The following is a 16,866-nucleotide window of genomic DNA, read 5'->3' as shown; positions in this document are numbered from 1 at the left end:
CTGGACTACATGAAAAACTCGGTGCTTAGAACGAGCGGCCCACGTTGATGCCGAAGGTACGCGGCGGCAGGTACTGCGCCTGCCACGGACCGTTGGCGTTCATGGCGCTGGTCTTGATCTTGCCGTCTTCGACGTTGCGGACGAAGGCGTCGAAGTACCACTTGGCGGCCGCGTCGTAACGCAAACCGATATCGGTACGGTTGTAGGCTTTCTGACGATCCGGCTCACCCAGGTTGAACACGCTCAGCCAGCTGGCGGTTTCGTAGTGGGTGCTGATGCGCGGGATCAGCGTGCCATCGGCCAGCTCGAAGCTGTGCTGGTACTGCAGCTGCATGGCGAATTTCGGCGCGTGCGGCATGTCGTTGCCGGTCACGTCCAGGCAGGTGCTGATGCCAGGGATCGAGCAGGCCGGCAGCACGTAGTCGTTACTGCCGCCGATCAGTTTCTTCAGCTTGGCGTGGGTGTAGGCGGCGGTGAACTGCACGCGGTCGTCCGGCGTGATCTTGGCGGCGATCTCGGTTTCCAGGCCCCAGACATTGGCGCCTTCGGCGTTGTTGGTGGCCAGGCCGCGGGTGCCGTCAGGATTGGTGACCGGCGCGCTGAACTGGAAGCCCTTGAACTTCTCGTAATACGCCGAGTTGTTCATGCGGACTTTGCCGCCCAGGAAGGTCGACTTGGAGCCGACTTCGTAGTTGGTCAGGGTCTCCGAACCGTAAGGACGGCCGCCGTCCTGCAGGCCGCCGGACTTGTAGCCGGTCGATACCGACGCGAACACCATATTGTTCTTGTCGATGTCGTAGCTGACGCGGCCCAGGCCGGTCAGCTTGTGGTCCTTGTAGACGCCGTCGTTGTTCTGGTAGGTGGTGAAGCCGTTGCCCGGCGCCAGCGGATTCATCGAAGGATTCACCGGCACTTGCGGCGCGCTCAGGTCGCTCCAGCCATTGTTGGTGCCGCCAATGTTCTTGCGCTTGTCGGAGGTGTAGCGGAAGCCGCCGGTCAGGTGCCATGCGTCGGCGATGTTCCAGGTGGCCTGGCCGAAGGCGGCGGTCGAATCGACGGTTTCCTTCGGCTGGATGAAGGAACCCTGCCAGCTGACGGTGCCCTGCTCGGTGCCGTTCATGATCGGGATGTCGAAGCGGATGCTGTTGTCTTCGTTGGCGTAGTACAGGCCCAGCAGCCAATCGACTTCACGTTTGCCGGTCGACATGAATTCCAGCTCATGGCTGTAGTTCTTGTATTTCGAACCGACGGTGTTGTTGGCCTGATAGCCGGCGCTGGCGCTGCTGGTGGCGGTGGTGAAGCTGGTGGCCGGGTTGGCGCCGCCGTCCTGGTCGAAGGTCGACGAACCGTTGAAGCGCGAATAGCCGGCGATGTAGGCCATGGCGATGTCCGGATTGATCTGCCAGTCGACGCGGCTGCGCACCGAGTTCGATTCGCGGTCCACGCTTGGCGCGGTATCCACCAGCGCCGACCAGAAGTCCTGGCCTGGGCGCTGCTGTTGCAGCAGGTTGATGCTCGGGGTGCCGCGGTCGATGTAGTGCTCGTACGAGATGTTCCACTTCAGGTCAGCCGACGGCTGCCACAGGAAGCTCAGGCGCGCCGCGCTCTGGTCCTGGGCGCTGTACTTCTTACCCATGCGCACGTAGTTGTTCGGGTTGATCGGCTGGAAGGCGATCGGATTGGTCGGGTGCGCCGTGTTCCAGGCAGCGATCACCGGTGCGGCGGCAGCCTGCTGCGCCGCCAGCGATGGGATCTCCGGCGCCTGGAAGTCGACGTAGCCGTCGTGCTGCTCGTGCACCACCGAGACGCGCATCGCCATCGTGCTGTTGATCGGGATGTTCATCGCGCCGCGCGCGCCGATGCGGGCGTAGTTGCCGTAGCCCAGCTCGAAGTTGCCGGCGTTGCTGCCGATTTCCGGCTTCACGGTCTGCATGTTGACCGCGCCGACGGTGGAGTTACGGCCCCACAGCGTGCCTTGCGGGCCGCGCAGCACTTCAATCGCGTCCAGGTCGAACAGCAGCGCGGTCGCGCCTTCCGGACGCGGCGAGTAGACGCCGTCCACGAACGACGCCACTTCCGGGTCGGCGTATTCGGTCTTGGCGGAGTCGTTGCCGATGCCGCGCATGGTCATGGTGATGACGCCGTGGTCGCCCTGGCCGGTGGCCGAGAAGCCCGGCACCAGGTTGACGACGTCCTGGATGGTCTGGACGTGATTGTCGTCCAGCGCGGCGGAATTCAGCGCGGTCACCGCAACCGGGGTTTTTTGCAGCGAGGTGGTGCGCTTGGTCGCGGTCACGAACACTTCGGTGATCTTGCCGTTGTCGGCGGGTGCGGCGGCCTGCTCGGCTGCCGGCGCGGCCTGGGCGGCTTGCGCATCGGCGGCTTCGGCGGCATAAACGGTGGTGGCGCCGGCCATCAGGGCGAGAATGGCGAGCGAAATAGGGGTGAGCAGACGCTTCCCGGATTGCGGTACGTGCAAGTTCATAAGTCTCCTTTTGCGGAGCGATCGCCAGGGGGAGTGGCGGTGCTACCATTTATCGTGGAAAACGATTTCAAGTTGTTTGAAATCGATTTCAATTTTTCTGAAATCGTTTTCTGTATTTGTGAAATCGATTTCATGGTACATAATCCCGGTTGTAGATGTCAATTTAAAAATTGTAGCAGCGTTGTATCACTCGCGCAGTCGGCCATGCGCCAGAGTGACAGTGCTGACTTGCCCAGTGACACAGGAGACAGAATCGCGATGAAAACGTTACCAAAAAATGGCGTCAAACAGGTCTTGATCGTCGGCGGCGGCACCGCCGGGTGGCTGACTGCCTGTTTTTTAGCCAAACAACTGGGCGCCGGCGCGGACGCCGACAGCGTCCGCATCACCCTGGTGGAATCCAGGGAAATCGGCATCATCGGCGTTGGCGAGGGCACTTTCCCCTCGATCCGCGGCACCCTGGCCACCATCGGCATCGACGAGGCGCGCTTCATCCGCGAATGCAACGGCACCTTCAAGCAGGGCATCCGCTTCAACCACTGGGTGCGCGAACCGGGCGCCGAGGGCGCCGACCACTACTTCCATCCATTCAGCCTGCCGAGCCAGCGCCCCGGCGGCCCGGAACTGCTGCCCTACTGGCTGCAAGGCGCGGCCGGCCCCGGCGTGGCGTTTGCCGCCGCCGCGACCATGCAGAAAACCGTGGCCGACGCCTCACGCGCGCCGAAGCGTCCGGGCGATCCCGATTTCACCGGACCGCTGAACTACGCCTACCACTTCGACGCCGGCAAGTTCGCCGCCCTGCTCTGCACCCATGCGCAATCGCTGGGCGTGCAGCATGTGCAGGCCACGGTGGAGCGGGTGGCGCTGGATGACGACGGCGCCATCGGCGCGGTGCACACCAGGGAAGCGGGCGTGCTGACGGCCGACCTGTACATCGACTGCACCGGCTTCCGCGCGGCGCTGATCGGCGAGGCGCTGGGCACCAGCTTCCGCAACATCAACGACGTGCTGTTCGTCGACCGCGCGCTGGCCATGCAGGTGCCCCATGAACGGCCGGACGCGCCGATCGCCTCCTACACCATCGCCACCGCGCACGAGGCGGGATGGACCTGGGACATCGGCCTGCACCAGCGGCGCGGCATCGGCTACGTCTATTCCAGCCGCCACACCGACGACACGCGCGCCGAGGAAATCCTGCGCGGCTACATCGGCAAGCCGGCCGAGGGACTGAATCCGCGCCAGCTCAAGCTCAACGTCGGCTACCGCGAGCAGCACTGGGTGAAGAACTGCGTGGCGGTGGGCTTGTCGGGCGGCTTCCTGGAGCCGCTGGAATCGTCGGGCATCGGGCTGATTGAAACGGCGGCCTACCTGGTCAGCTACCTGTTCCCGCACGACGGCGACTTCGAACCGGTGGCCAAGGTGTACAACGAGATGATGAAGGCGCGCTACGAGCGCATCGTCGATTTCGTCAAGCTGCACTATTGCCTGACGCAGCGCAGGGACAACGCCTTCTGGATCGACAACGCGGACCCCGCCAGCATTCCGGATACGCTGCGGGACAAGCTGGCCATGTGGCGCAAGCGCGCGCCGCACCGCATGGACTTCGTGGTCGATTACGAGATGTATCCGCCATCGAGCTGGCAGTATGTGTTGTACGGGATGGAGTATCCGACGGCGTTGTATGCCAACGCCCGCACGCTGCCGCGCATGGAAGAGGCGCGCAAGGAGTTCGCCACGATCGCGCAGGTGTCGCAGCGCGCGCTGGCCGACCTGCCCGACCACCGCGCCATGGTGGAGCATCTGCTCAAGCGCGGCGAACGCAAGATCGCCTAGGCCGGTTTGGTCGTCGCGCCCAGCCGGGCGCTGGCGGCGATCAGCAGCATGAAGCAACCGAGGCCGCCGAAGGCCAGATTGAGGCTGGAAGCATGCGCCACAAAGCCGATCATCGCCGGTCCGGCCAGAATGCCGACATATCCCAGCGTGGTCACCGCGCCGATCGCCAGGCTGGCCGGCATCGCGCTCTGGTTGCCGGCCGCCGTGAACAGGATAGGCACCACGTTCGACGCGCCCAGGCCGATCAGCACAAAGCCCACCAGCGCCAGCGGCGCGGACGGCGCCAGCACCGACAGGAAGAAACCGGCCGCGCCGCACAAGCCGCCCACCAGCAGCACGCGCTTGCCGCCCAGCGCGCGCACCACGCGGTCGCCGGTCAGGCGGCCCAGCGTCATGGCGATGGCAAAGGCGGCGTAACCGAGGCCGCCCCGGCTGGCGTCCAGCCCCTGCTCGGTGGTCAACAGCAGCGCGCTCCAGTCGAGGATCGCGCCTTCGGCCAGGAAGGACAAGAAGCACAGCGCGCCGATGAAGATCACCGCGCCATGCGGCACCACGAACAGCGGCGCATCGCGCTCGGCCGCATCCGGCTCGCGCAGCAGGTACGGCGCGCTCAGGATCAGCGACACAGCCACCAGCGCCGAGATGACGGCGGCGGACGCGGTCGGCGTCATGCCGGCCCACAGCATCAGCGCCATCAGCCCCGCGCCGATAAAGCCGCCGACGCTGAACAGGCCGTGGAAGCCGGACATCAGCGAACCGCCGCTCTCGCGCTCGACGATCACCGCCTGCACATTCATCGCCACATCCAGCGTGCCGATCGAGGCGCCGACCGCAAACAGCGTCGCGCCCAGCAGCAGCGGCGTCGGCGCATACGCCAGAAACGGCACGAACAAACAGGTGAAGGCGCCGGAGATCAGCACCACCAGGCGGCAGCCATAGCGCGAGGTCAGCACGCCGGTGACCGGCATCGCCACCAGCGAACCGCCGCCCAGGCACAACAGCAGCAGGCCCAGTTCCGCTTCGCCCAGCGCCAGCCGCGCCTTGGCGAACGGCACCAGCGGCGCCCAGGCCGCCATGGCCAGGCCGGCGGCCAGAAAGGCGAGACGGGTAGATAAACGCTGCTGCGGGCCGACTTGATTCATGCGCGATCGCCTTCCATGGATGAGGCCCACAGTATAGTCAATCCGCACCAAGATGGCGCATATGTTGGAGCACGAACATACCACTGGCTGGGCGCAGCGCATGATGGCTTCACCAACAATAAGGAGCTACCATGCAAACACAACCTCTCAACGCCGGTGTCGCTGTCGCCACTACGGCAACCGGCGACGGCAACGCCTCCGGGGTCTCCTGGGGCGCCATCCTGGCCGGCGCCGCCGCTGCCGCCGCGCTGTCCTTCATCCTGCTGATCCTGGGCATGGGCCTGGGCCTGTCGTCGGTCTCGCCCTACCAGTACAACAGCACGCCGCTGGGCGCCGCCAGCATCGCGTGGATCGCCTTCATGCAGCTGGCCGCTTCCGGCATCGGCGGCTACATGGCCGGCCGCCTGCGCGTCAAGTGGGCCAGCATCCATGGCGATGAAGTCTACTTCCGCGACACCGCGCACGGCCTGCTGGCCTGGGCCGTGGCAACCCTGGTGACCGTGGCCGTGCTGGCCGGCGGCGCGCGCGCCGCACTGAGCGGCGCCATCGACACCGGTGCCGCCGTGGCGACCGCCGCCGCCCCTGCCGCCGGCGCCGCAGCCGCCAATGCCGGTGGCCGCGGCAACACCTACTTCGCCGACATGGTGCTGCGTTCGCCGAACGGCGACGTCGCCACCGAAGCGCAGCGCAACGAAATCAACCGCATCCTGCTGACCGACCTGGCCTCGGGCAAAATCAGCGGCGAAGACCGCGTCTACCTGGCGCAGCTGGTTGCCAAGCGCACCGGCATGACCCAGGCCGAAGCCGAACAGCGCGTCGACCTGATCTACGCACAGGCCACGCAAGCGGCCAACGAAGCCAAGGCCAAAGCCATGGCCGCCGCCGAGGAAGCCCGCAAGACCGCCGCCCACTCGGCGCTGTGGATGTTCGTCGCCCTGCTGCTGGGCGCCTTCATCGCCGCCATCTCCGCCATCGCCGGCGGCCGTAACCGCGATCACGCCCGCGTGCTGGTCGTTCAACGCACCATTTAAAACAAGGAGAACAATATGCGTTCGATCTTACTGCTGTTGCTGGGCATCCCCCTGCCGATCGTCATCCTGATCGCCCTGTTCGTGCGTTAAAGCTTGTCGGCGTCGATCACCGCCTGCGCAAAGGCCTGCGGGGCCTCCTGCGGCAGGTTGTGGCCGACGCCACCGGTAATCAGTTCGTGCCTGTATTTGCCGGTGAAGCGTTTCGCGTAAGCGGCCGGTTCCGGATGCGGCGCGCCGTTCGCATCGCCTTCCATGGTGATGGTCGGCACGCTGATGTTCGGAGACGTGGCCAGCTTCGCTTCCAGTGCCGCGTACTTCGCCTCCCCTTTCTCCAATCCCAGACGCCAGCGATAGTTGGATACCGTGACTGCGGCGTGGTCCGGGTTCTCCAGCGAGACCGCGCTGCGCGCATAGGTGGCGTCATCGAACTGCCACTGCGGCGACGCCAGCTTCCAGATCAATTTCGCGAACTCGCGGTGATTCTGTTCGTAGCCGATGCGGCCACGCTCGGTGGCGAAGTAGAACTGATACCACCACTGCAGTTCCGCCGCCGGCGGCAATGGCTGCCTGCTCGCCTCCTGGCTGCCGATCAGGTAACCGCTGACCGAAACCAGCGACTTCACGCGCTGCGGCCACAGGGCGGCGACGATGTCGGCGGTGCGCGCGCCCCAGTCGTAGCCGGCCAGCGTCGCCTTGTCGATCTTCAGCGCATCCATCAGCGCGATGACGTCCACCGCCAGCGCCGCCGGCTCGCCGTTGCGCACCGCCTGTGGATCGAGGAAGCGCGTGGTGCCGTAGCCGCGCAGGTGTGGCACGATGACGCGGTAGCCTTGCGCGGTCAGCTTCGGCACGACTTCGACGAAACTGTTTATATCGTATGGCCAGCCGTGCAGCAGGATCACCACCGGGCCGTTGGCCGGGCCTTCGTCGACATAGCCGACATTCAGCTCGCCGGCGTTGATCTGCCTGATGGTGGCGAAGGTGGCCGGTTCTGCGGCCCGGGCCTGGCCGGCCAGCGCGGCGACAGCGAAGGCGGTGGCGGCGACGATGTTGCGGTAAGCGGTTTTCATTATGCGTCCTCCAGGATAACGGTGGAAAGGCTGGCGCCATCATTGACGCCGGCGTCGAAAGAATACGGATCGACGCCATCGAGGCAGCCGATGTTCACGCGCCACAGCAAGGGATCTTTGCGCGTTTGATGGAAGGGATAAATCCCGCAGTGCTTGCAGAAGTAGTGTCTGGCGACGCGGGTGTTGAACTGGTAGAGGGTGAGCGCATCCTCGCCCTGGATGATCGTCAGACCGGCGGCCGGGAACAGCGGCGACATCAGCGCGCCCTTGCGGCGGCACAGGCTGCAGTTGCAGCGCGCGGCCGGCGTCAGCACGCTGCGCACTTCAAACTTCACCGCGCCGCAGTGACAGGAACCTTGGTGGACATCGTTGCTCATGATGCGCTCCCTTTTCCTCAGACCAGGTTGATCTGCACGTCGATATTGCCGCGCGAGAGCTTGGAGTACGGGCAGGCCTGGTGGGCGCCGTCGACGATGGCGCGGGCGGTGACGCTGTCCACGCCGGGCAGGCTGACGTTCAGGCGTGCAGCCAGGAAGTAGCCGCTGTCGTCGTTGTTCAGATCGACTTCGGCGTCGACCGCCAGGTCGGCAGGCAGCGTCACTTTCAGCGTGCCGGCCACCAGGCCCATGGCGCCGATGAAGCAGGCCGACCAGCCGGCGGCAAACAGCTGCTCGGGATTGGTGCCCTGGCCGACGCTGCCTGGCGAGGACAACTGGATATCCAGACGGCCGTCGCTGCTGCGCGCCGCGCCTTCACGGCCGCCGGTGGTGTGGGTTTTGCCGGTGTACAGAACTTTGCTCATGATGAATTCCTTTGCGTTGGTTAATTTAAATCGCATCCGATAGAAGCGCATGCGTTGCATATTAACAGCAAAATCCGCCATGTCAAGCAATTTCGATTAAATCGCATCCGATGTATAATCAACGCATCGACAAGGAGGTGCACCATGGGCAAACCGACCACCCCGCAGCTGGCCGACTTTCTGTGCTTTGCGGTTTATTCAGCCAACCTGGCCTACGGCAAGGCGTACAAACCGATCCTGGACAAGCTGGGGCTGACGTACACGCAGTACATCGCCATCATCGCCTTATGGGAAGAAGACAACCAGACCGTGAGCGGCCTGGGGGAGAAGCTGTTCCTGGAATCGAACACGCTGACGCCGATCCTGAAAAAGCTGGAAGCAATGGGCTACGTCCACCGCGCCCGCGACGCCGCCGACGAGCGCGTGGTTCGCGTCGGCCTGACCGCCGAAGGCCGCGCCCTGCGCGAAAGCGCCCTGCACATGAACCTGCGCGACGCCACCGGCCTGACCGCCGAAGAATTCCCGGTCCTGCAAAAAGCCGTCGTCAAACTGCGCAACAACCTGGTAAAGGCTGCGCCGGGCAAAGGTTAAGCAATACAGACTAGCAAAGCGACACCACGTTGCCCACCGAGCGGAGTGACTCCTGCGCAACTTGCGGCCCTAGCCTGGGGAAATCAGGTGCGACATGAACAAATTGAACATGGGGCATTCTTCGATGCCAAAGGCGCGATAATCCTGGCAAAACAAGGACTACAATCAAGTGTCGGTTTTACCTTAGTCGAACTTCAGAGAGTGAACGGCACCCTGTTCAGTCACAATCATCCCAGCGGACACTCATTCTCTGCTGGAGATATTGTACTGGGCAGTGAATGCAAACTGGTCGAATTACGCGCAGTAAGCCCAGACTGGCGGCACTTCATGCGATTTAAAAATGGCTGGCCTAGCCGGCCAGCCATCCTGTGGGAACAAAACGCGCTGAACCGCAAGCGAAAGCGGACGTAACACATGAGATCAGAGCCGGCCGCTTAGATCCACGATACGGGACTTGGGAAATCAGTCACAGGATCATGGCGCGGATCGCGGCCAAGTTTAATATCCTCTACCAACGGGAGCCCTCATGAACAACGATCGCTTCATGCATGACCTGGAAGACTATTTAACCAGTCAACGCATTCCAGCAGACTGTGAGGACTGTGTCGTGGTGCACACGCAGGGCCTATATGTATGGATGCGACCGGAGCAAGTCCGGCCAGATGAACTGATCTGCTTCTACGATGGGGATTACAGACAAGTGCTGTTGCCAACCGACCCTAGAATAAAAAGCAGGTTCCAATAAGATGAAGTGGAGCGGGTGAAGGGAATCGAACCCTCGTATGAAGCTTGGGAAGCTGCCGTTCTACCATTGAACTACACCCGCGTTGCGTGCATTCTACGCGGCTTTGCGCAAGCTTGACAACTTGCGCGGCCGGGCGGCGCTAGTGATCCGATTCGGCATCCGACCACAAGGCCATGTACTGGTCCGAGTGGTTCATCAGGCTTTTGTCCATGTCGGTGAAGCGGTCCTTGGGCGGCTGCAGCGGATGCGCATTGAAGCCGCTGTAGCCCAGCCCCATGCGGCCCTCCGCCAGCGAGAAACCGGTGAATTCCAGGATGGTCGGCATCAGGTCGAAGTGCAGCAGCTGCTGGCGGTTCGGCGCCGGCGCATCGGCCGAGATGAAGCTGTTGAAGATCGTGCGTTCGGGCAGCGCTTCCAGTTTCTCGGTCAGCGGATTCTTGCGCGACAGGTGGTCGCCGAGGATGACGATGTTGGTGTCTTCCAGGTAGCCGTTGTCCTTGGCGTAGCGTACAAAATCCGCCACCTCCGCCGCCGTGCACGAGATCACGCCATCGAAGCCGGCAAAGCCGCGCCGCGCGCAGCTGGCTGACAGGTGGCCTTCCGGTTCGTGCGTATCGACCGTCAGCAGCGTCAGGTTGAATTTCTGCTTGCTGGCCGACAAGTCGCGCAGCTTGGTCTTGGCGCGGCTGAACAGGTCGCCGTCATACAGGCCCCAGCCGTTCATCGCGCTTTCCGGCACGCCGCTCTTGATCCATTCCTCGCGGCCGTACACTTCGTGGTAGTGATGCTGGTTGAGGAACTTGTCCTTGCCGGCGAAGCTGGTCGAGGCGCCGCCCATGAAGACGTTGCGATAGCCCTGCTCGGCCAGCAGGTCCGGCAGGCAGACTGCGTTCTTCAGGAAGTTGTTGATCACCTGCCCCTGGGTGTTCGGATCGAACAGCGTCACGCGCTCCAGCGGCACGCCGCACTGCGTTGCGACGACGGCGGCGATGGTCCAGCCGGTGCCCGGCACCTGTTCATAGCTGGAAAAACTGGCGCCGTGCAGGTCGGTCAGCGGCGCCAGCAGATCGTGGCCGAACACCTTGCGCTCGGCGTAGCCCTGCTCCAGGCTTTCCACGTAAATCAGGATCAGGTTCTTCGGCTTCTGCGCCACCAGCGGCACCGAGCGCGGCGGCACGTAGTTGGCGGCGAAGTAGTCCGGGCCGAAGTCCGAGGTCAGGTATTTGAACGCGGACACGTCGCACATCCAGAACATGGTGGCGCTGAACACCAGCAACAGCGGGAACCATTTGTTCACGCGCGACAGGATGGCGCGGCAGCGCTGCGAGCGCCGCGCGACCACGCCGCGTCCGCGCCGCTCCATGTAGCACAGCAGCGCAAACAGGACCAAGGGCGCCAGCACGCACCAGCGGAAGAAGCGGTGCGTGACCGCCGGGTCCACCGTGTTCATCAGCTCGACGCCGAAATTCATGTGGTAGGTGATCTGTTCGATATCCGGCTTGCCGAACGAACGGTGCAGCCAGTAGCTGAAGCAGAACAGGAAGATGCCCAGCAAATACATGCTGCTGCGCATAAGGCGCGACCCGCTGGTCTTGACGGAAGGGAGAGCGATTTTCATGGGAAACACGGGGTCGTGGTGTTAAGCCATCATCCCAATTGTGTTTGTCTGAAAAATTGCTGGCAGATGCGGTTTTGTATCGTAGTGTGTTGCCCTGCTTACACAGATTTACTTCACAAAATTTCTGTAAATCCTGCACAATGTCCGGGCACTTCAGACCATAAAGGATGCTCCATGAAAGTAGTTGCATGTTTGAGCCTGGCGCTGGCTTTTGCTGCCCCGCTGGCCTTCGCCCAGGAAGCGGCGCCCACCGATCCGATCGCCGTGCTGGTCAAGCAGCTGGAACTGGAAAAATACAAGGCCACCATCAAGAGCCTGACCAAATTCGGCGACCGCCGCCAGGGCACGCAACGCAACCGCGACGCCCTCGACTGGATCGAGGCGCAGCTGAAGTCCTACGGCTGCACCAATACGGAACGCCTGCAATACCAGTTCACCCAGCCGGCGCCCGGCACGCCGGCGCCGCGCCGCGCGGCCGGCTTGCCAAGCGGCGGCGCCGGCGGCCCGCCAGGCCAGGGCGGCAGCACGCTGTTCGGCAACCGCATCCCCACCGGCGTCAATACCGACCCGATGCGCCAGCCGGACCAGCGCCTGCGCGCACTGAATGCGGAACAAACCCCGGTCGGCACCTCGCTGCGCGAAAACGTCTACTGCACCAAGGTCGGCCAGACCCATCCGGAAGAGATGTATATCGTCAGCGCCCACATGGACGGCATCGGCTTCGGCGAAGCGGCCAACGACGACGGCTCCGGCACCGCGCTGGTGATGGAGCTGGCGCGCATCTTCAGCATGCCGGGCGTGGAGACCGACCGTTCGATCCGCTTCATCCTGTGGAACAACGAGGAAACCGGCCTGAACGGCGCGGCCGCCTATGTCGAACAGCGCAAGGATTTGCAGGGCGTCGAAGCGCCTAAAGGCTCGGGCAAGTATCCGGAGCCGAAGTGGCTGGGCATGATCCAGCACGACATGATGATGTACGACCATGGCATGCCGATTCCGCAGCAGGACGCCAGCGGCAAGACCGTCTACGTATCGCCGCCCGAGCAGCGGCTGGAGGCCGACGTCAACATCGAGTACCAGTCGGTGTCGACGCAGGCCGAGGGATCGGCCAGGCTGGCCTGGGCCTTCCGCGCCGCCAACGACAAGTACGCCACCAACTACCCGGCCGCCGTCGGCTTCCACATGACCAACACGGATTCGACGCCGTTCATGAATCTGGTGCCGTCGATCTCGCTGCGCGAGAACGAGCGCGGCCAGCAGATCGGCGCCGGCTGGAATCCCAACTGGCACCAGCCGACCGACAACTATGACACCTATTCCGACAAGGACTTCCTGCTGGGCCTGAACGCGGCGCAGACCACCCTGTCGGGCGTGGCGCAACTGGCCGGCCTGCGCATCAAGGCAAAATGACGGCGTCCAACGACATGCTGGCGCAGGCCATCGCGCTGCATGCGCGCGGCGAGCTCGACGCCGCCGCCGCGCTGTACCTGCAGATCATCCGCGCCGAGCCGCAGCACTTCGACGCGCTGCACATGCTGGGCGTGTATTCGCTCCAGACCGGCAACCTGCCGTCCGCGCACAAGCTGATCCGGCAGGCCATCGCCATCCAGCCGCAGGACGCGCTGGCGCAGGTGCACCTGTCGGCGGTGTTGCAAAAGCTGGGCCGTCACGAGGAAGCGCTGCTGGCGATCCAGCAGGCGCTGGCGCTGGCGCCCGACCATCAACTGGCGCTGGAAAATGCCGCCGCGCTGCTGTCGGCCGATCTCAAGCGGCCGCAGGAAGCGCTGCCTTTGCTGGAACACGCGCTGCGCCTCAACCGCGACAACGCCACCGCATGGAATAACATGGGCTATGCGCTGGTCGAGCTGCGACGCGGCGACGAGGCGCTGCTGTGCCTGGAGCGCGCGCTGCAGCTGCAGCCCGATTCGGCGCTGGCCTGGTACAACCAGGGCAACGCGCTGCAGCTGCAAAATCGCCTCGGCGAAGCGCTGCGCAGCTACGACGCCGCGCTGGCGCTGCAGCCGGACATGATCGATGCGCACTTCGCGCAAAGCCTGTGCCGCCTGCTGGCGGGCGATTTCCAGCAGGGCCTGCCACAGTACGAATGGCGCTGCCGCAAGCCGGCCTTCCAGAGCCGGCACGCCGCGCAACCGCGCTGGCTGGGCGACACCCCGCTGGCCGGTCAGACGCTGCTGGTGGACGCCGAACAGGGCTTCGGCGACACCCTGCACATGGCGCGCTACCTGCCGCAGCTGGCGGCGCACGGCGCGCGCGTGATCCTGCGGGTGCAGCCGGCGCTGTTGCCGCTGCTGGCCGGCTCGCGCCACGCCGAGGTGCAGGCCGACACGACGCCGCTGCCGGCATACGACTGCCATATCCCCATGCTGAGTTTGCCGTTGGCCCTCGGCGCCATGCGCGGCAACCTTGCGGCCGACGCCCCCTACGTGCAGGCCGACGCCGCCCGCAGCGCGCAATGGCAGGCGCGGCTCGGCGCGCGCGCACGGCCGCGCGTCGGCCTGGCCTGGGCCGGCAATCCGAAACACGACAACGACCGCCAGCGCTCGATACCGCTGGCGCAACTGTGCCGCCTGCTGACGCCTGACCATGAGTTTATTTCGTTGCAGCGCGACCTACGCGCGGCGGAGCGGCTGCTGCTGGCACGCACGCCGGCGCTGCGCAGCCATGCCGATGCGCAGACCGACTTCGCCGAGACGGCCGCGCTGGTGGCGCAACTGGACCTGGTGATCTGCATCGATACCGCCATCGCCCATCTGGCCGGGGCCATGGGCAAGCCGGTGTGGCTGCTGCTGCCGTTCGCGCCAGACTGGCGCTGGATGCTGGAGCGGGAAGACAGCCCATGGTATCCCTCCATGCGGCTGTTCCGCCAGCGCCGCGACGGCGATTGGGACGAGGTCATGGACCGCGTCGCCGCAGCGCTGGCGCAATTGCGCTAGCTACGCCGCCGCCAGGTCCAGCGCCTGCAGCACGATGTCATGCAGCCGCTGGGCCGGCGGATGCAGTGCCGCCTCGGCGCGGTACAGGCGCAGGCCGATGTCGGGCAGCGGCGGCAACGCCGCCGTCTCCAGCAGGCGCAACGACGGCGGCAAGCCCACGGCGGTGCGCACCGTCACGCCCAGCCCCGCCGCCACCGCCGCCCACACGCCGGACAGGCCGGGACTGGTGAAGGCGATGCGCCACGGTATGCCGGCCTGGTCCAGCGCGTGGGTGGCGGCGCTGCGCATCACGCAGGGCGCATCCATCACCACCAACGGCAGCGGTTCCCGCACGCCGGCATGGGCCAGCGCCGGGGCCAGGCGCGCGTCGTCGGCGGCGCCGATCCAGCGCATGGCCAGGCGGCCCACGTCCACCGCGTGTGGCGTCGCCGCGCCGCCCTCCCACGCCAGCGCCAGGTCCAGGCGGCCGCTGTTCAGCAGCTCCATCAGTTCGGTATTGCGCGCCGCGCGCGCCTCGATGCGCACGCGCGGATGCACACGCACGAAGCGGCCCAGCACTTCGGTCAGCACGTGCTCGCCGAAGTCCTGCTGGATGCCGAGCCGCACGCTGCCCGCCAGGTCGGCGCCGCGCACGGCGGTGGCCGCTTCATCGTTGAGTTCCAGCAGCCGGCGCGCATAGCCGAGCAGCGATTCGCCGGCCGCCGTGGTGACCATGCCGCGCCCTTCTTTACGTAGCACCGGCGTGCCAAGCTGGTCCTCCAGCTTTTTCAGCTGCGCGCTGACGGCCGAGGTGGAGCGGCCCAGCTTATCGGCTGCCCGCGCGAAGCTGCCCATGTCGACGCCGGTGACGAAGGTGCGCAGCACGTCGAGGTCAAAGGTGATGCGCCGCATAATCATCCCATTTTATTGAACTGTTTATCAAAATATTCCTGATTTTCAGGATCAAATTAGCCCTGTATCTTGGTCCTGTCAATCACGAAAGGAGCAGCATCATGCCCATGAGCCGTATCTCTCTGCTGAAAGGCAAGTCGCCCGAGTATCTGCGTGCGCTGGCCGACAGCCTGCAACGCGCAATGGAGGAAGCCTTCAACGTGCCGAAGAATGACCGCTTCCAGCTCATCCACCAGCACGAGCCGCATGAAATGCTATTCGACCGCTCCTACGGCGGCGGCCCGCGTTCGGACGATTTCGTGCTGATCGCGATCACCACCGGCAAGCCGCGCAGCACCGAGGTCAAGCAGGCTTTCTACCGCCGGCTGGTGGCCGGGCTGGCCGAGTCGCCGGGTGTGCGGCCGGAGGACGTGATGGTGGTCGTCTCCACCGCCCAGGGCGATGAATGGTCGTTCGGCAGCGGCCTGCCCGCCGCCTCGCTGCTGGCGCCGCAGCCATGATCGCCATGCAGTACGGCTTCGTGCTGCCGGCCGACTACGACATGGCGGTGGTGCGCGAACGCATCGCCGCCAAGGGACCACTGCTGGACGACTTGCCGGGCCTGGTGTTCAAGGCCTACCTGCACGCGGAAACGCCGGCCAAGACCTATGCGCCGTTCTACCTGTGGCGCGATGAGGAGGCCATGCATGGCTTCCTCAACAGCCCGGCGTTCGCCGGCGTGGCGCGCGCTTTCGGCTGGCCGTCGGTGAAGACCTGGACGCCCTGGCATGCGACGGTGGGTCGCGAGGTGCGCTCGGCGCGTCTGGCGACGCGCAGCAGCGCGGCGATTGCGCCGTATGCGGCGCTGGCCGAACTGCGCGAACAGGAACAGGCATATGCGCGGCAGGCGCTGGCGCAAGGCGCGCTGGCGGTGGTGATCGGCTTCGAGCCGGTGACGTGGACCATCACGCGGCTGGCGCTGTGGCGCGACACGGCGGCCGGCGGCGCGCTGCCGGATGGCGCGGCGATGGACCGCTACCACGTCGGCCACGTCGGCCACGTCGGCCGCGTGTCCGCGCCCGCGGCGTGACGGCCGGCCTAGCGCAACAGCTGCAGCACCTGTTTCGGCAGCGCGTTGGCCTGGGCCACGATCGCCGCGCCGGCCTGGCTCAGCACATCGCTGCGCGTCAGCTGCGCTGTTTCGTTGGCGTAGTCGGTGTCCATGATGCGCGAGCGCGCCGCCGACAGATTGTCCGCCGTGTTGTCGGCGTTGCTGGCGGCCGCCGTCAGCCGGTTGCTGACCGCGCCCAGCTGGGCGCGGATGCCGTCCACCTCAGCCAGCTTGCCGTCGAGGTAATCCAGCGCGTCGCTGGCGCCGCTGTGGGTGGACAAGTCCATGGGCGGCTCGCCCGGCGAATAGACGTCCTGTAATTGCATGTCCGGCGGCCCGATCACCACCGCCGCCGTCGAACCGGCGGTCAGCCCGGCCTTGGCGGGATTGGCGCCGCCGATCCGCAAGCTGTGGCTGCCCGGACGCGGCGCCTCGGTGACGGTCAGCGTGCCCTTGTTGGCGCCCGGCGTCAATCCCAGCGACGCCAGCGCGCCTGCCGACGATTCGGTCAGCACGATATCGCGGCCGTCGGCGGCGGTCAGCGTCAAGGTGCCGCCGTTGGCGCTGGCGCTCACGCCGCTGCCGGCGGCGCTGATGGCGGCCGCCGCGCTGGC

16 protein-coding genes and 1 tRNA gene are annotated in these 16,866 nt (G+C 65.3%); 8 read left to right on the top strand and 9 right to left on the bottom strand.

Annotation, left to right across the window (positions count from 1 at the left end; all coding sequences use genetic code 11):
• Positions 1-25 precede the first annotated feature (25 nt).
• On the bottom strand, positions 26-2,485 hold the full coding sequence (locus GJ698_RS18375; RefSeq protein ID WP_154359315.1) for a TonB-dependent receptor: 2,460 nt from the start codon (positions 2,483-2,485) through the stop codon (positions 26-28).
• A gap of 258 nt (positions 2,486-2,743) precedes the next feature.
• On the opposite strand from GJ698_RS18375, the gene GJ698_RS18370 reads away from it, so the two are divergent.
• Entirely contained in the window at positions 2,744-4,318 is a 1,575-nt protein-coding gene (locus GJ698_RS18370; protein ID WP_154359314.1) for a tryptophan halogenase family protein, read from the top strand.
• Here GJ698_RS18370 and GJ698_RS18365 read toward each other — a convergent pair.
• Entirely contained in the window at positions 4,315-5,460 is a 1,146-nt protein-coding gene (locus GJ698_RS18365) for an MFS transporter (protein WP_154359313.1), read from the bottom strand. The two genes, GJ698_RS18370 and GJ698_RS18365, sit on opposite strands and share 4 nt — an antisense overlap.
• 131 nt (positions 5,461-5,591) lie before the next feature.
• Between GJ698_RS18365 and GJ698_RS18360 the strand changes: the two genes are divergently transcribed.
• On the top strand, positions 5,592-6,491 hold the full coding sequence (locus GJ698_RS18360; RefSeq protein WP_154359312.1) for a hypothetical protein: 900 nt from the start codon (positions 5,592-5,594) through the stop codon (positions 6,489-6,491).
• An 86-nt stretch (positions 6,492-6,577) separates the two neighbouring features.
• On the opposite strand, the gene GJ698_RS18355 is transcribed toward GJ698_RS18360, so the two are convergent.
• Genes GJ698_RS18355 through GJ698_RS18345 form a run of 3 tightly spaced genes read right to left on the bottom strand, consistent with a single transcriptional unit; the run spans position 6,578 to position 8,363 of the window.
• A complete protein-coding gene (locus GJ698_RS18355) occupies positions 6,578-7,561 on the bottom strand; it encodes an alpha/beta fold hydrolase (RefSeq protein ID WP_154359311.1) in 984 nt (327 codons plus the stop codon).
• Positions 7,561-7,938 (bottom strand): GFA family protein, encoded by a 378-nt coding sequence (locus GJ698_RS18350; RefSeq protein ID WP_154359310.1) that lies wholly within the window; start codon positions 7,936-7,938, stop codon positions 7,561-7,563. The genes GJ698_RS18355 and GJ698_RS18350 overlap by 1 nt, the downstream gene beginning before the upstream one ends.
• Before the next feature lie 17 nt (positions 7,939-7,955).
• Positions 7,956-8,363, bottom strand: coding sequence for an organic hydroperoxide resistance protein (locus GJ698_RS18345; RefSeq protein ID WP_154359309.1), 408 nt, complete (start codon positions 8,361-8,363; stop codon positions 7,956-7,958).
• A 144-nt stretch (positions 8,364-8,507) separates the two neighbouring features.
• Between GJ698_RS18345 and GJ698_RS18340 the strand changes: the two genes are divergently transcribed.
• Together GJ698_RS18340 and GJ698_RS18335 are read left to right on the top strand one after the other, a co-directional pair.
• Positions 8,508-8,954 (top strand): MarR family winged helix-turn-helix transcriptional regulator, encoded by a 447-nt coding sequence (locus GJ698_RS18340; protein ID WP_154359308.1) that lies wholly within the window; start codon positions 8,508-8,510, stop codon positions 8,952-8,954.
• Between the two features lie 87 nt (positions 8,955-9,041).
• Positions 9,042-9,365, top strand: a complete 324-nt coding sequence (locus GJ698_RS18335) for a hypothetical protein (RefSeq protein WP_154359307.1) — start codon at positions 9,042-9,044, stop codon at positions 9,363-9,365.
• 341 nt (positions 9,366-9,706) lie between these two features.
• On the opposite strand, the gene GJ698_RS18330 is transcribed toward GJ698_RS18335, so the two are convergent.
• Together GJ698_RS18330 and GJ698_RS18325 are read right to left on the bottom strand one after the other, a co-directional pair.
• A tRNA-Gly gene (locus GJ698_RS18330) sits at positions 9,707-9,780 on the bottom strand.
• A gap of 58 nt (positions 9,781-9,838) precedes the next feature.
• Positions 9,839-11,317, bottom strand: coding sequence for a sulfatase-like hydrolase/transferase (locus GJ698_RS18325; protein ID WP_154359306.1), 1,479 nt, complete (start codon positions 11,315-11,317; stop codon positions 9,839-9,841).
• Between the two features lie 174 nt (positions 11,318-11,491).
• Here GJ698_RS18325 and GJ698_RS18320 point away from each other — a divergent pair, with 174 nt between their 5' ends.
• Both GJ698_RS18320 and GJ698_RS18315 read left to right on the top strand, forming a co-directional pair.
• Complete coding sequence (locus tag GJ698_RS18320) at positions 11,492-12,727, top strand: M20/M25/M40 family metallo-hydrolase (protein WP_154359305.1); 1,236 nt, start codon at positions 11,492-11,494, stop codon at positions 12,725-12,727.
• A complete protein-coding gene (locus GJ698_RS18315) occupies positions 12,724-14,271 on the top strand; it encodes a tetratricopeptide repeat protein (RefSeq protein WP_154359304.1) in 1,548 nt (515 codons plus the stop codon). Before GJ698_RS18320 ends, GJ698_RS18315 begins: the two co-directional genes overlap by 4 nt.
• Here the strand turns inward: GJ698_RS18315 and GJ698_RS18310 are convergent, their stop codons facing one another.
• Positions 14,272-15,162 carry a LysR substrate-binding domain-containing protein gene (locus GJ698_RS18310; RefSeq protein ID WP_154359303.1) on the bottom strand — a complete coding sequence of 297 codons (891 nt, stop codon included), beginning with the start codon at positions 15,160-15,162 and terminating at the stop codon, positions 14,272-14,274.
• A gap of 107 nt (positions 15,163-15,269) precedes the next feature.
• On the opposite strand from GJ698_RS18310, the gene GJ698_RS18305 reads away from it, so the two are divergent.
• Together GJ698_RS18305 and GJ698_RS18300 are read left to right on the top strand one after the other, a co-directional pair.
• The gene (locus GJ698_RS18305) at positions 15,270-15,662 is read left to right on the top strand and encodes a tautomerase family protein (RefSeq protein ID WP_371865376.1); all 393 of its coding nucleotides are present in this window, start codon (positions 15,270-15,272) and stop codon (positions 15,660-15,662) included.
• Positions 15,659-16,231 (top strand): DUF4865 family protein, encoded by a 573-nt coding sequence (locus tag GJ698_RS18300; protein WP_154359301.1) that lies wholly within the window; start codon positions 15,659-15,661, stop codon positions 16,229-16,231. Before GJ698_RS18305 ends, GJ698_RS18300 begins: the two co-directional genes overlap by 4 nt.
• Before the next feature lie 8 nt (positions 16,232-16,239).
• Here the strand turns inward: GJ698_RS18300 and GJ698_RS18295 are convergent.
• The coding region (locus GJ698_RS18295) for a flagellin (protein WP_267874817.1) at positions 16,240-16,866 on the bottom strand (627 nt) is incomplete at its 5' end.

The organism is Duganella aquatilis, assembly GCF_009674565.1.
Classification (GTDB): Bacteria; Pseudomonadota; Gammaproteobacteria; order Burkholderiales; family Burkholderiaceae_D; genus Rugamonas; species Rugamonas aquatilis.
This window is presented reverse-complemented; position numbering and strand designations above follow the sequence as displayed.

Coding starts and splice junctions, on each gene's coding strand:
- GJ698_RS18375 (WP_154359315.1), bottom strand. CDS start 2,485: ATGAACTTGCACGTACCGCAATCCGGGAAGCGTCTGCTCACCCCTATT.
- GJ698_RS18370 (WP_154359314.1), top strand. CDS start 2,744: ATGAAAACGTTACCAAAAAATGGCGTCAAACAGGTCTTGATCGTCGGC.
- GJ698_RS18365 (WP_154359313.1), bottom strand. CDS start 5,460: ATGAATCAAGTCGGCCCGCAGCAGCGTTTATCTACCCGTCTCGCCTTT.
- GJ698_RS18360 (WP_154359312.1), top strand. CDS start 5,592: ATGCAAACACAACCTCTCAACGCCGGTGTCGCTGTCGCCACTACGGCA.
- GJ698_RS18355 (WP_154359311.1), bottom strand. CDS start 7,561: ATGAAAACCGCTTACCGCAACATCGTCGCCGCCACCGCCTTCGCTGTC.
- GJ698_RS18350 (WP_154359310.1), bottom strand. CDS start 7,938: ATGAGCAACGATGTCCACCAAGGTTCCTGTCACTGCGGCGCGGTGAAG.
- GJ698_RS18345 (WP_154359309.1), bottom strand. CDS start 8,363: ATGAGCAAAGTTCTGTACACCGGCAAAACCCACACCACCGGCGGCCGT.
- GJ698_RS18340 (WP_154359308.1), top strand. CDS start 8,508: ATGGGCAAACCGACCACCCCGCAGCTGGCCGACTTTCTGTGCTTTGCG.
- GJ698_RS18325 (WP_154359306.1), bottom strand. CDS start 11,317: ATGAAAATCGCTCTCCCTTCCGTCAAGACCAGCGGGTCGCGCCTTATG.
- GJ698_RS18320 (WP_154359305.1), top strand. CDS start 11,492: ATGAAAGTAGTTGCATGTTTGAGCCTGGCGCTGGCTTTTGCTGCCCCG.
- GJ698_RS18315 (WP_154359304.1), top strand. CDS start 12,724: ATGACGGCGTCCAACGACATGCTGGCGCAGGCCATCGCGCTGCATGCG.
- GJ698_RS18310 (WP_154359303.1), bottom strand. CDS start 15,162: ATGCGGCGCATCACCTTTGACCTCGACGTGCTGCGCACCTTCGTCACC.
- GJ698_RS18305 (WP_371865376.1), top strand. CDS start 15,270: ATGAGCCGTATCTCTCTGCTGAAAGGCAAGTCGCCCGAGTATCTGCGT.
- GJ698_RS18300 (WP_154359301.1), top strand. CDS start 15,659: ATGATCGCCATGCAGTACGGCTTCGTGCTGCCGGCCGACTACGACATG.